12 protein-coding genes are annotated in these 13,055 nt (G+C 64.6%); 4 read left to right on the forward strand and 8 right to left on the reverse strand.

The window, feature by feature from the left end; all coding sequences use genetic code 11:
• Positions 1–47 precede the first annotated feature (47 nt).
• A complete protein-coding gene (locus tag RAM60_RS01235) occupies positions 48–965 on the forward strand; it encodes a DMT family transporter (RefSeq protein ID WP_369025911.1) in 918 nt (305 codons plus the stop codon).
• Here the strand turns inward: RAM60_RS01235 and RAM60_RS01240 are convergent.
• The 6 genes from RAM60_RS01240 to RAM60_RS01265 form a co-directional block, all read right to left on the reverse strand.
• Positions 949–2,262 (reverse strand): DUF2254 domain-containing protein, encoded by a 1,314-nt coding sequence (locus RAM60_RS01240; protein ID WP_369025910.1) that lies wholly within the window; start codon positions 2,260–2,262, stop codon positions 949–951. The genes RAM60_RS01235 and RAM60_RS01240 overlap by 17 nt on opposite strands.
• A gap of 61 nt (positions 2,263–2,323) precedes the next feature.
• Entirely contained in the window at positions 2,324–4,444 is a 2,121-nt protein-coding gene (locus RAM60_RS01245; protein WP_369025909.1) for a prolyl oligopeptidase family serine peptidase, read from the reverse strand.
• A gap of 25 nt (positions 4,445–4,469) precedes the next feature.
• The gene (gene nadA, locus RAM60_RS01250) at positions 4,470–5,459 is read right to left on the reverse strand and encodes a quinolinate synthase NadA (RefSeq protein ID WP_200982428.1); all 990 of its coding nucleotides are present in this window, start codon (positions 5,457–5,459) and stop codon (positions 4,470–4,472) included.
• 90 nt (positions 5,460–5,549) lie between these two features.
• Complete coding sequence (locus RAM60_RS01255) at positions 5,550–6,323, reverse strand: hypothetical protein (RefSeq protein ID WP_200982430.1); 774 nt, start codon at positions 6,321–6,323, stop codon at positions 5,550–5,552.
• A gap of 85 nt (positions 6,324–6,408) precedes the next feature.
• On the reverse strand, positions 6,409–7,098 hold the full coding sequence (locus RAM60_RS01260) for a DUF4230 domain-containing protein (protein WP_369025908.1): 690 nt from the start codon (positions 7,096–7,098) through the stop codon (positions 6,409–6,411).
• Positions 7,083–7,955 carry an MBL fold metallo-hydrolase gene (locus RAM60_RS01265; protein WP_369025907.1) on the reverse strand — a complete coding sequence of 291 codons (873 nt, stop codon included), beginning with the start codon at positions 7,953–7,955 and terminating at the stop codon, positions 7,083–7,085. The genes RAM60_RS01260 and RAM60_RS01265 overlap by 16 nt, the downstream gene beginning before the upstream one ends.
• 72 nt (positions 7,956–8,027) lie before the next feature.
• Between RAM60_RS01265 and RAM60_RS01270 the strand changes: the two genes are divergently transcribed.
• On the forward strand, positions 8,028–9,491 hold the full coding sequence (locus tag RAM60_RS01270; RefSeq protein WP_369025906.1) for a glycerol kinase: 1,464 nt from the start codon (positions 8,028–8,030) through the stop codon (positions 9,489–9,491).
• On the opposite strand, the gene RAM60_RS01275 is transcribed toward RAM60_RS01270, so the two are convergent.
• Together RAM60_RS01275 and RAM60_RS01280 are read right to left on the reverse strand one after the other, a co-directional pair.
• Positions 9,492–9,953 carry a DUF1465 family protein gene (locus RAM60_RS01275; RefSeq protein ID WP_369025905.1) on the reverse strand — a complete coding sequence of 154 codons (462 nt, stop codon included), beginning with the start codon at positions 9,951–9,953 and terminating at the stop codon, positions 9,492–9,494.
• A gap of 102 nt (positions 9,954–10,055) precedes the next feature.
• Entirely contained in the window at positions 10,056–10,265 is a 210-nt protein-coding gene (locus tag RAM60_RS01280) for a YdcH family protein (protein ID WP_200982440.1), read from the reverse strand.
• A 152-nt stretch (positions 10,266–10,417) separates the two neighbouring features.
• Between RAM60_RS01280 and RAM60_RS01285 the strand changes: the two genes are divergently transcribed.
• Positions 10,418–10,573 (forward strand): YdcH family protein, encoded by a 156-nt coding sequence (locus RAM60_RS01285; RefSeq protein WP_200982442.1) that lies wholly within the window; start codon positions 10,418–10,420, stop codon positions 10,571–10,573.
• An 83-nt stretch (positions 10,574–10,656) separates the two neighbouring features.
• Positions 10,657–12,927, forward strand: a complete 2,271-nt coding sequence (gene ptsP / locus RAM60_RS01290) for a phosphoenolpyruvate--protein phosphotransferase (protein ID WP_369025904.1) — start codon at positions 10,657–10,659, stop codon at positions 12,925–12,927.
• The last annotated feature ends 128 nt before the right edge of the window (positions 12,928–13,055 follow it).

The following is a 13,055-nucleotide window of genomic DNA, read 5'->3' on the forward strand; positions in this document are numbered from 1 at the left end:
AAATCCTTTTTGCTAGCTCGTGTCGGCGATTGAGCTAGGGGCGAGACATGAGCGGCGCAACCAGCACGGCGGACAAGAATGGCTATCAGGCCAGCGCGTGGCACTTTGTCGCGCTGCTCGCCGGCAATGCCGCGCTGGCGATAGGGCCGTGGTTCGTGCGGCTGGCCGACACCGGTCCGGTCTCGGTCGGGTTCTGGCGCATGCTCCTGCCGCTGCCGATCCTGCTGCTTCTTGCTCGCAGGGAGCGGTCAGAAGCGCCGCTCGACATGAAGCGAGCAGGCTGGATCGTCTTCGCCGGGATCGCCTTCGCGCTCGACCTTGCCGCCTGGCATCTCGGCATCGAGCGTACGCGTCTGGGCAATTCGGTGCTTCTGGCCAATTCGGGCAGCCTGTTCCTGATGGTCTGGGGCCTCGTCCAGCTGCGCCGCATGCCGCATCGCAACGAATCCGTCGCCATATTCGCAGCGCTGACGGGGGTCGCGATCCTGCTCGGGCGCAGCTTCGAGATTTCGCCCCGGACGCTTTTGGGCGACGTGCTGTGCCTTGCCGCGGGTTTCTTTTATGTCCTCTACCTGATCCCCGCGCAGAAGGTGCGCGAGGGGCTGGGACAGTGGACCGTGCTCTCACTGGTCAGCATGGCAGCGGCACCGGTCCTGTTCGTGATCGCATACAGGGTTGGCGAGCCGATCCTCCCCGGACCCGTCGGATGGGCACCCGTTGTTGCCATGGCGATAACCGGCCAACTGATCGGGCAGGCGCTGATCGTCTATTCGCTGAAGAACTTCCCGCCGTTGATCATCGGCTTCGCCCTGCTCACCCAGCCCGCGCTCGCTGCGCTGGTCGGCTTCCTTGCCTTCGGGGAAGTGCTCATGCCGCTCGACTTCCTCGGCATGGCGCTGGTCGCCGCGGCGCTGCTGGTTGCACGGACGACGCCTCGCCAGCGCGCACCTACCGGAACGCCTTGAGGAACAGCAGGTAGCGCTGCTCGACCTCGGCAAGGTCGGGTCCGGCGAGCGCCAGCCGGGCCTGTTCGACCAGCTTGTCGCCCTGCTCCCTGATCAGGCCGACCCGGCCTTCATCGCTCACAGGGGCGGCGGCGGTACGAAGGCTGTCGAACATGACCAGCGACGCCTGCACGCTCGTGGCGACGGCGCTGCGCAAGGCACCGAAGCCGCGCTGGAGGAAGTGGGCGAATGTGTCTGGGAGGGGGTGGACGCTGTCGTCCTCGGGGTGGTCCTCGCACCGTCGCCGCAGGTCGCGTCGTCCCAGTTCGGCAGTCGCCGCACCGAGCCAGTGGATTGCGGTAATCGCGGTGAAGGGATCGTTGATGCCCGGACTGAGCGCGCGCAGGCCGATCTCGACCAGCTCGTCTATCAGGAACTGGGGGTCCTGTGTCGGGGTGCGGGTCGAACCGATCGTGAAGGCATGTTCGACCCGGGAGGGCAGAGTCTCGCTGACGTCTCCGGTCACCCGCACCAGCGCCATGCCGGGATGGACGAAGTCACCTGTACGAACCTCGAGCGCGATCTTCTGGTCGATCGACTCGGCAAGGTCACGCAGCTCTTCGAAATCGATGATCTGTACGTATCCGGTCCGCTCTGTCAGGACCTCCGTTCCGTCGGGCGCAGGTGGCAGTTCCTCGCCGCTGTCATCGCGCGGGTAGTTGTCGCGGATGTCGGAAAGGAGGCGGTGGCCGATACCCTTGAGGACCGTGTTGATGCGAATGCTCGAGGGCACGTGATTGAGGAAGTAGACCAGCACCGCAACCGACAGGGCCATCAGCCCGTAGGCGACCAGCAGCGATAGCTGCGGGACGAAGCCCGGCAGAGTGCTGTGAACGGCTTCCTCTATGCTCGCCGTTGCCTCGTCCTCAGCGCGCACGGTGCGCAGGACGGTGATCGCGTAGACGAAGGTGCCGATGAAGGTCGCAAGGCTCAACTGGTTGCCCTTGTCCTCCATGAAGTTGGTCAGGAGCCGGGGGCCGTAGGTACCGCTGGCATAGGCGACTGCGGCGATGGTGATCGAGAACACGGTCGATGCTACCCCGATCATCGACCCGGCGATAACCGTGAGCATGTTCGACGCGCCGTCGGGTCGTGCGGGGACCAGCCATCCGCCGGTGCTCAGGAACTTGGCAAAGCCGTTGCGGTCGACCCACACCAGGGCGAACGCCATCGCACCGCTCACGATGGAGAAGAGCGCAGGATAAAACCAGTAATTCGAGTTCAGCCGGGTCCAGAACCAGCGTAATTCGGCAGGCAAGCGCGTTTCCCCTGATGCGATCGCAGTCAGGGGCAATACGCTCGAACCCGCTTTGGGTGCCTCAGTCGTCCTTGCCCGAGCCGATTTCGCGGTTGAGGAATGTCAGAAGCAGCGCCGCCCGCTTGGCATCTTCCTCGTGATCCGCGCCGACCGAATGGCCGCCTTCCTTGTACTCGTGATAGTAGAAGGTCTGGCCGAACGCCTCGTGCTTGGCGGCCGCCTTGCGGGCGTGGCCAGGGTGGACGCGGTCGTCGAGGGTCGAGAGGTAGTAGAAGGCGACCGGCGCATCGGCACCCGGCTTCATGTTCTGATACGGCGACCATGCCTTCATGAAGGCCCAGTCCTCCGCCACGTCGGGGTTGCCGTACTCGGCCATCCACGAGGCACCGGCGAGTAGCTTGTTATAGCGCCGCATGTCGATCAGCGGACTGCCCGAAATGATCGCGCCGTAGAGGTCGGGGCGCTGGTTCGCCACTGCGCCGACCAGCACGCCACCGTTCGAGCGGCCCGATGCGGCGATGCGCTTTGGCGTCGCAAGGCGGTTGGCGACGAGGTCGTCGGCGACCGCGTGGAAGTCGTCGAAACTGTTCTGGCGCTTGTCGCGCAACGCGTCCTCGTGCCAGCGCGGGCCGTATTCGCCGCCGCCACGGATGTTGGCGAGGACATAGGCATTGCCGCTTTCCAGCCAGAATAGGCCGAGCGGGCCGCTGCGATAGGGTTCGGCGGTGAGGTACTTGGGCGTCTGCGCGTTGCGGAAGCCGCCATAGGCGTGGATCAGCGTCGGCAGCGGGCCTTCGACGCCCTTGGGACGTACGAGGTAATAGGGCACGCGCGTGCCATCCTTGGAGATCGCGAACTTCTGCTCGACGGTGAACTTCGAGGCATCGAACTGTGCGGGTTCGCTGGCAATCGCGACCGGTTCGCCCTCGCTCGGCACGGCATAGAGCGTGGGCGGGGTGAGCATGTTCTCGACCGTGACGAAGGCCATGTCGCCCTTGCCGCTGGTCTCGGCGATCTGGATGGTGCTGTTGGCGGGCAGGTCCATTTCGCGGCTGATCCAGCCCGGGTGGGCGGGGGTCAGCTCGATCAGCTTGCCCGAGACATCATCGAGCACCTTGATCCACAGCTTGTGCTCGGACGCGGAGACTTCCTCGACCGCCTGCGATGCGCTGGGAACGAAGACGGTGAAGGGGGTCACGTCGTAACCCTTGACCACGTCCTCGAGCGAGAAGGCGACAAGCGAGCCGACGCCAGCAGTGCCGCCCTGGATCGCCAGCGGTGAATTGAGCTTGGCGACCAGGAACCCGTCGAGCACGGCGCGGAATTCCGCGTCGGCGGGCATGGGCAGCGGGATCGTGCTCCCGTCGTCCTTCACTAGCTCGTAATTGTTGGTCCAGAAGCTCGGGCTCCGGTTGATGAAGCGCCAGCGCGTCTCGCCGTCGAGCACCGAAAGCCCGCTGATGCTGACGTCGGCCTGCTGGCCTTCGGCCACCAGCTTGGCGGAAGCGAAATCGCTGCCGCGTTTCCAGAGCTTCACGAGGCGCGGATAGCCGGAATCGGTGAGCGTGCCGGCGCCCTCGTCGGTGCCGACGAAAAGCGTGTCCTTGTCGAACCAGGCGACGTTCGACTTCGCCTCGGGCAGGGTGAAGCCGCCGTCCACGAACTTGCCGGTCACGGTATCGAATTCGCGCACGACATCGGCGTCGGTGCCGCCGTCACTGATCGAGACGAGGCAGCGCGTGTATTCGGGGGCAAGGCAGTCGGCGCCGTGCCAGACCCAGCTCTTGCCCTCGTCCTTCCCCAGCTTGTCGACGTCGATCAGCACGCGCCAGTCGGGCTTGCCGGACATGTAGCTCGCAAGGCTTGCGATTCGCCACAGGCCGCGCGGATTGTTCGCGTCGCGCCAAAGGTTGATGACGCGGTCGCCCTGGATCGCTGTGGGCATGGCGATCTGGCGATCATCGTCGAGGATCTGCTTCGCCCAGGCCTTGGCAATGGGATACTCGGGCGAAGCGGTCAGCAGCGCCTCGGTGTCGGCATTCCAGCGGTCGACCTGTTCCAGAGCCTTCTCGCCCTTGATCTCTTCCAGCCAGATGTAGGGATCATCGGCATCGGTATCCTGCGCCGCCAGCGGCGCGGCGACAAAAGCGAGTGCGGCGGCAAGCGCCAGTCGTGCGACCATTATTCTGTCTCTCCGGTAATCGTATTTATTGCGGGCGACCGAGATCGCCCATGCCGATGGTGCCGCTTGCCATTTCGAGCATGCGGTCGAGGCTGCGCTTGGCCTGGATGCGCAGGCCTTCCTCGATCTCGATGCGCGGCTCGAGGTCACGCAGGCAGGCGTAGAGCTTCTCCATCGTGTTCAAGGCCATGTAGGGGCAGATGTTGCAGCTGCAGTTACCATCCGCGCCTGGCGCACCGATGAACGTCTTGTTCGGCAGCGCCTTTTCCATCTGGTGGATGATATGCGGTTCGGTTGCGACGATCAGCGTGTCGCCGCTGAAGGTCTCGGCAAACTGCAGGATGCCGCTGGTCGAACCCACGTAATCGGCGTGGTCGATGATGGTCGGCGGGCATTCCGGGTGCGCGGCGATGGGCGCATCGGGGTACTGCTGCTTGAGCTTGAGCAGTTCCGTCTCGCTGAAAGCTTCGTGGACGATGCAAACGCCCGGCCACAGCAGCATCTCGCGCCCGAACTTGCGGCTGAGATAGCCGCCGAGGTGACGGTCGGGGCCGAAGATGATCTTCTGTTCCTTGGGGATCTGCTGGAGGATGGTCTCGGCGCTCGAGCTGGTGACGATCACGTCGGACAGCGCCTTCACCTCGGTCGAACAGTTGATGTAGGTGAGTGCGATATGATCCGGATGGGCCTCGCGGAAGGCCTTGAACTTTTCTGGCGGGCAGCTGTCCTCGAGGCTGCAGCCTGCGTCCATGTCGGGCAGGACCACGATCTTCTCGGGCGAGAGGATCTTTGCCGTGTCGGCCATGAACTTGACGCCGCAGAAGACGATCACGTCGGCATCGGTGTCCGCAGCCATCTGCGAGAGCTGGAGTGAGTCCCCGACGAAGTCGGCAATATCCTGGATGTCGGGCGACTGGTAGTAATGCGCCAGGATGACCGCGTTCTTTTCCTTCCGCAGGCGGTTGATCTCTTCGAGCAAATCCTGCCCGGTGAGCGGCTTCGTCTGGTCGGTCATTCTCTTTCCCGTCTTCTTGCGTTTGAGGCGCTTATAGCCTCAACGGGCGCGAAGGCGAGTGCGTTCCGGGCAAGCCCTATTGCATGCTTCTCACATGGAAAAACCGGGCGGCAGGAAGGCCTGCATCGGCCGCTCCGCCCCGGGCGTTCCGGCTACTAGCCACTCGGTCACCGCATACCCGATCGGCGAGTATGCGAGCAGCATCGAGGCGATGAACGTACCCACGTAGATGCCGAAACCCCACTTGTAGGCCGGGTGGACGACACCGTCGCGGCGCTTGTCGGCAATCATTCCGATGATGGGGAAGATGAGAGTCACCAGGAAGGTAACCGTCCAGGAATACGGAATCATCAGGGGCAGGGGAAGCAGGCGACCGAGCCCGGGGCCGGTGAGGATTGCCATGGCACACAGCATCAGCCTGCGATGCCAGCCGGTATAGCGGCGCTGCTTCAGCGCCCAGAACGCGAGTCCGCCGAAGCACAGGAGCAGCGAGAGATTGCTGACGAAGAACTCGTTCATGTCGAAGAAGAACGGCCCGCCGTTGCGCCGTGCCGAGGTCACGATGATCGTAACCCCGGCCGCCACCATCAGCGGAATCCACAGGTAGGCCAGCTTCCCCAGCCGCACATGGAGGGCAATGTTGCCCGAGTTGATGGTGACGTGCTGGGCGAGGTAGAGACCGATCCAGCTCATGAAGATCAGACCGTGGACGTGGAACTGCCACGGAACGGCAAAGGTCGAACGTCCCATCGCCAAGTTGAGCGAGAAGCCCGCGAGAATGATCGCGGACATGACGAATGCCATGATGGTGAAGAAGCGCGTGCCCGGAACGGACGTGTGCTGCGGTGCGGCGGCTGTGGCCATGAGAACCCTCCCTTGTTCTGCGACCGGGCGTTGTTAGTGTGTTATGCGCCTAATACTCCGAGAATATGCCTATTTGAAGTGTCGTTCAACCGGCCGGTTTCGGCTCTCCGTCGAAACGCACCTCGACCTTCACGTCGCCATAGCCGGCAATCTGCAGGGGAATGGCGAGGTTCTGGCGCACCGCCTCCTTGGCAGCCGACTTCGCCATCGAGAGGACCTGCGGGTTCTTGGCGAAGGCAGCCGCCTTGCGTTCGGCCTGCAGCGAGTTGTTGCGGGCAAGGTCGCTGCTGGCATCGCGGGTGACCCAGCTGCCCTCGGTGAAGACCTTCTGCTGCGCCTCGTCGAGATTGGGGCGCGAGATGCGCAGGGCAGGCAGGACGACATCGAGCCGCTCCTTGTCCGCGTCCCACTCGAACCGGTCGCGGTCCATGGTGGAAAGGTCGAGGCGATATTCGACGGTCGCCGGGATGATCGCGGCCTGGCGGCTCTTGAGAAGGTCGACGCCCAGCACGCCGCGCGTGTCCTCGCTCTCGGCGACGACCTCGAAGCGGCTGGAAAAGACGGTAAGCGAGTTCTGCTTCTCGAAGGCGAGCATTGCACGGCCGACCGGATCGCCCTCTTCCTTGTGGAAGAATGCGCGCCAGCCCAGCCAGGCGACCGCAGCGAGCAGGAGGATGACGATCAGCCACGGAACCGCCTGCGTACGGGCAAGCGGTTGCTCGCGCACTACCGTCGGTTGCAGGTCGGTCTCGCGGGTCGTCAGATCGTTTTCCATATATCGTCAGAACGGGCGACGAGGCCCCGGCGTTCCAGATCGATCAGGTGCGCCGTGACCGACATCTCAGCGGCCTTGTCCAGCCTAGGGTCGAGGCCCTTGTACATCTTGGGCACGAATTCGCTGGCGCGGTGGGGCCCTTCGCCGAGCAGGCGGACGATCTGGTTCTCGCGCTGGCGGCGGTGACCGATCATCCCTCGCACGAGCTGGCGCGGCTTTTCGACCGCTTCGCCATGGGCCGGGTAGTAGACCGTATCCTCGCGCGCGTAGAGCTTTTCGAGGCTCGCCATATAGGCGCTCATGTCGCCGTCGGGCGGGATCACGACGCTGGTCGACCAACCCATGACGTGGTCGCCGGTAAACAGCGCGCCGCTCTCCTCCAGCGCGAAGCACAGGTGGTTCGAGACATGGCCCGGTGTCGCGACGGCGGTCAGGGTCCAGCCCGGGCCGGTCATCTGTTCACCGTCTTCCATCACCCGGTCGGGTTCGTATGTGCGGTCGAAGGAGGCGTCGGCGCGCGGGCCGCTGTCGTCGAGGACAAGCGGTGCGCAACCGACAATGGGAGCGCCGGTGCGCGCAGCCAGCGTCTTTGCTGCTGGTGAATGGTCGCGGTGCGTGTGGGTGCACATGATTGCGCAGACATGCTCATCGCCGATCGCGGCATCGAGGGCGAGCAGGTGCTCCTTCTCGTCCGGACCCGGGTCGATCACCGCGCAGCCGTCGCCCAGACCCACGATATAGGTTTGCGTACCCGTGTAGGTGTAGGGCGAGGGGTTGGGGGCGAGCACGCGGCGCACCAGCGGCTCGAGTTGCATCGCTTCGCCCGTGGGCCAGGGTTTGGGAGGAGGTCCAGCCATGGGCTTGCATATGGGGCACCGCTTGGCCCATGTCACGCCCATGCGTATGACAGCGCAGGACAGGGAGAGATCATGGCCGACCGCATTCTCGTTCTCGATGCCGGGACCACATCGACCCGCGCGATGGTATTCGCGCCCGACGGGACGCTCGAAGGCGTGGCGCAGCAGGAGATTACCCAGCACTATCCCGAGCCAGGCTGGGTCGAGCACGATGCATCGGAAATCTGGGACAAGACGCTGGCCTGCGCCTGCGAAGTCGTCGGTGGCGACGCAGGACGCATTGCCGCGATCGGCATCACCAACCAGCGCGAGACCGTGGTCGCCTGGGACAAGACAACGGGCGAACCTCTGGCCCGCGCGATCGTCTGGCAGGATCGGCGCACGGCCGATTTCTGCGCCGGGCTGAAGGACTACGGCTACGAGGAAACCGTCCAGAAGCGCACTGGCCTGCTGCTCGATCCCTACTTTTCAGGCACCAAGATGCGCTGGATGCTCGACCATTGCGATGCCGTGCGCGAGGCCGAGCAGGCCGGGACACTGGCCTTCGGTACGGTCGAGAGCTGGCTGGTCTACAAGCTGTCGGGCGGGACCCATGTGACCGATGCGAGTAACGCCAGCCGTACGCTACTGCTGGCGCTCGACGGCGAGCAGTTCGACGAGGGGCTGTGCGAGATCATAGGGGTTCCGCGTGCAACGCTGCCCGAAGTGGTCGATACGCATGGCCGCATAGCCGTTGCCCGCCCGGAGTGCTTTGGCAGCGAGATCCCCATCTGCGGCCTCGTTGGTGACCAGCAATCGGCCACGATCGGACAAGGCTGCCTCTCGTTCGGCGAGACCAAGGCAACCTACGGCACAGGGGCATTCGTGCTGACCAACAAGGGACAGGAGATTCCCCGCTCCGCCAACCGGCTGCTGGGCACGGTGCTGTACCAGGAGAAAGGCGTGCGCACCTATGCCATCGAAGGCGCCTGCTTCGTCGCCGGGAGCCTCGTCCAGTACCTGCGCGACCAGCTCGGCCTCATCGGCAATGCCGCAGAGACCGAGGCGCTTGCACGCTCGATCCCCGACAGTGGCGAGGTGGTCATCGTGCCCGCACTCGCCGGACTGGGTGCGCCGCACTGGCGGCCCGACGCCCGCGGGGTGATCTCGGGCTTGAGCTTTGCCAGCGGCAAGGCGCAGCTGGCGCGCGCCGCGCTCGAGGCGATGGCGCACCAAACGCACGACCTCGCGAGCGCCTTTGCCGCCGATGGTGCGCCGTGGTCGCGCCTCAGGATCGATGGCGGGATGAGCGCCAACAACTGGATGGCGCAGGACCTGGCCGACATCCTCGACATCGAGGTGGAACGCCCGGACTTCGTGGAAACCACGGCGCTCGGTGCAGCGATCCTCGCTTCGGTCGGTGCGGGGTTCCATCCCTCGCTGGCTGCTGCGGCGCAGGCGATGCGTGGGTCGAGCACCTGCTTTGTGGCGAAGATGGACGAGGATGTGCGCCGCGACCGGCTGGCTCGTTATGCGCGGGCGCTGTCGGCTGCCTGATCAGCTGCCGGTAGCGAAAGCCTTGGCAATCATTCCCTGGAGCGCCTGAACCGGGGCGTCGTGATCGCTATCGCGATTGCGCCAAGCGCGATCGAGCCGCGCCACGCGGGCATGGAGTTCCTCGCTCTCGCGGATCAGCGCCTGTGTTTCGGGCTCGAGCATGGCGATATTGTCGGGATCCGAGGTCCTTTCCTCGGGCAGCGCGCCGTGACGGCGAAGCTGGGTCTCGGTAAGCTCGCCCGAGTAATAGGCACGCTGGTTCAGCAGCCAGGCCAGCACATGCATGACACGGGTCGTCGTGCGCAGCCCCTCGATCGAGAGCGCGACACGCAGGAGGTCGTCCGAACCGGTGCTTTCCGCGCCCAGGCGCAGGTCGAAAACCGCACGGACGTCGTCCGCCAGGACAAGGGCCTCTGCATAAAGGTCCTCGACGATTTCCTCGCTGATGTCGCGCGATTGCATGACAGAAGGATTACGCCTGAAGGGGGCTTCAGGCCAGTGCGTTAACATGCCTGTCCCGCGCTGGAACGATGGCGCGTCCAAGCTGCTCTAAAGCGGAGATAATCAGGCGATTATGTCGGGGACGAGAGTATCCTCGATCAGCGCAATCCGGTCCTTCAACTGGAGCTTGCGCTTCTTGAGTCGCGCGATTTGCAGCTGGTCGACGAAACCGCTGCGCTCGCCCGCCTCGCTCAGTGCGGCAATTGCCGCATCGAGGTCGCGGTGCTCGCTTCGCAGCGTTTCCAATCGCTTGCGCAGCTCCTGTTCGTTCACGCTCGTCCTTCCCGAATCTCGCTTCGCCGCATGCCCCTTAAGGAGGGTGTTTGTAAATCGACAATAGTGTGGTTCTATAGTCGGTCTGCGGCCCGTGCCGCGCCGGCACGAGTCGCTTCTGGGGTCGCAATAAACCCGAAGGAGACAACCCGATGCAATCATCCCACGTCGATGCGCTCAAAGCCAAGCATGCCGGTCTCGAAGCCCGCCTGCACGAGGAACAGACCCGTCCTGCGCCCGACGTCGTGATGATCCAGCAACTCAAGAAGCAGAAGCTACGCATCAAGGAAGAACTCGCGAGCTGCTGAGCATCATCGCATAGCGAAATGCGGGGCGCGGCGGTCCGCGTCCCGCTTTCGCAACCCTCCATTTTTTGCCATAGGCCGTGGCCATGTCAGCTGCAGCCTCCGCCCGCCAGATCCTGACCCGCCTGCACGAGATCATGGCCGGGCGCACACACGCCCAGCACAAGCTTGACCGCGTGGTCGAAGTCATTGCCGACAGCCTCAATAGCGAGGTCTGCTCGATATACCTCCTGCGCGAGGGCGCGCTCGAGCTGTTTGCCACCCAGGGCCTCAACCCGGCCGCAGTCCACGTCACCCGCATGGCGGTGGGCGAAGGGCTGACCGGTACCATCGCCAAGAATATCGAGACGCTGAACCTGGCCGAGGCGAAGGCGCATCCGGACTTCCTCTACCGGCCCGAGACCGGCGAAGAGAAATTCCATTCCTTCGCCGGTGTCCCCATCGTCTATCGCGAGCGTGCCGTGGGCGTTCTGTGCGTCCAGCACGTCGAGCCGCGCCGATACGAGGAAGTCGAGATCGAGGCGCTGCAGACCACCGCCATGATCCTGTCAGAGCTCATCGCGCACAAGGAACTGGTTGACGACGAAGAGACGATAACCTTTGGCGAGGCGCATACCGAGACCGAGGTGATCGAAGGCCTCACTCTTGTCAAAGGCCTCGCGGCAGGGCAGGCGGTTTTCCACCAGCCGCGCATCGAGATCGACCAGGTCGTCGCCGAGGATATCGAAGCCGAGCGCCAGCGCGTCTATCGCGCCTTCGACAAGATGCGCGAACAGATCGACGCACTCGGCAAAGAACCCGAGTTCGGCAAGGGCGGCGAGCACGTCGAGGTGCTCGAGACCTACAAGATGTTCGCCTACGACGAGGGCTGGAGCCGCCGCATCAACGAGGCGATCGATTCCGGCCTGACTGCGGAGGCCGCCATCGAACGGGTCCAGCAGCGCACCCGCATGCGCATGCGCGAGATCGACGATCCGTTGCTGCAGGACCGCATGCACGACCTGGAAGACCTGTCGAACAGGCTGCTGCGCATCGTATCGGGCCAGCTCGGCACCGCGGCAACGCAGGGGCTGCGCCGGGATTCGATCCTGATTGCGCGCAACCTCGGCCCCGCCGAGCTGCTCGAATACGACCGGCGCAGGCTCAAGGGCGTGGTGCTGGAGGAAGGCTCGCTGACGGCACACGTGGTGATCGTCGCCCGGGCGATGGGAATTCCCGTCCTTGGTCGCGCCAGCGGGGTACGTGCGCGTGTGAGCGAGGGGGACGAGATCCTGCTCGACGCGGACCGCGGCACGGTTACGCTGCGCCCCGGCCAGCAGCTGCTCGACGCTTTCGAGACCCGCTTCGCCAAGAACCGCGAGCGGCAGGCGACCTATGCCGAACTACGCGATGTCGAACCCTTCACCCGCGATGGCACGCGGATCACGGTGATGATCAACGCGGGCCTGCGCGATGACATGAGCATGCTGCAGCTGACCGGGGCGGATGGCGTCGGCCTCTTCCGTACCGAGTTCCAGTTCCTCGTCTCGGCCACGCTGCCCGCCCGTGACCGCCAGTTGCGTCTCTACCGCGACGTGCTCGATGCAGCAGGCGACAAGCCGGTCATCTTCCGCACGGTCGACATCGGTGGCGACAAGGCGGTGCCCTATCTCAATTCGCAGGTCGCGGAGCGTGACGAGAACCCGGCGATGGGCTGGCGAGCCCTGCGCCTCTCGCTCGACCGCGAAGGCCTGCTCAAGGCGCAGGCACGCGCCCTGCTGGAAGCGGCCGCGGGTCGGTCCCTTTCGGTCATGTTCCCCATGGTGTCCGAGCCGTGGGAGTTCGACGCGGCGAAGAAAGTGTTCGAAGACCAGCTCGAGTTCCTGCGCGCCCGCCGCAAGCTCCTGCCCGAAGCGGTCGAGTACGGCTGCATGCTCGAAGTGCCTTCGCTGGCAGAAGTGCTCGACCTGCTGATCCCGCGCATTTCGTTCATTTCCGTCGGCACCAACGACCTGACCCAGTTCCTTTTCGCCGCCGATCGCGCCAACCCGTTGCTGGCGGAGCGTTACGACTGGCTCAGCCCGGCCATCCTGCGTTTCCTGCAGCGTGTGTCGCAGGCCACGGTCGGCCATCCGGTGCGGCTCGGCGTATGCGGCGAGATGGGCGGGCGCAGGCTGGAAGCCCTGGCGCTGCTCGGTATCGGCTATCGCCGCCTGTCGATCACACCGGTGGCCGTCGGTCCGATCAAGGAACTGGTTCGCAAGGTGGACCTGGGCGAAATCGGCGCACAGATGAACCAGTGGCTGCTGTCACCGCCAGCGGACCTGCGCGCCGAGCTGAAGCGCTGGGCCGAGCAGCGCGATATCGAGGTCGACTGATTTCGTCGTGCGTCCGGCGCGCTTCGTCGGTTTGCCGGAATCGTGCTACAAGCTGCGCTTGACGCCTGCGCGCCGCACCGCTTTCACGGGCGCTGAAAAAGGCGGCACAAGCCGCGGGATCGCATTTC

The organism is Qipengyuania sp. RANM35, assembly GCF_041021145.2.
Classification (GTDB): Bacteria; Pseudomonadota; Alphaproteobacteria; order Sphingomonadales; family Sphingomonadaceae; genus Qipengyuania; species Qipengyuania soli.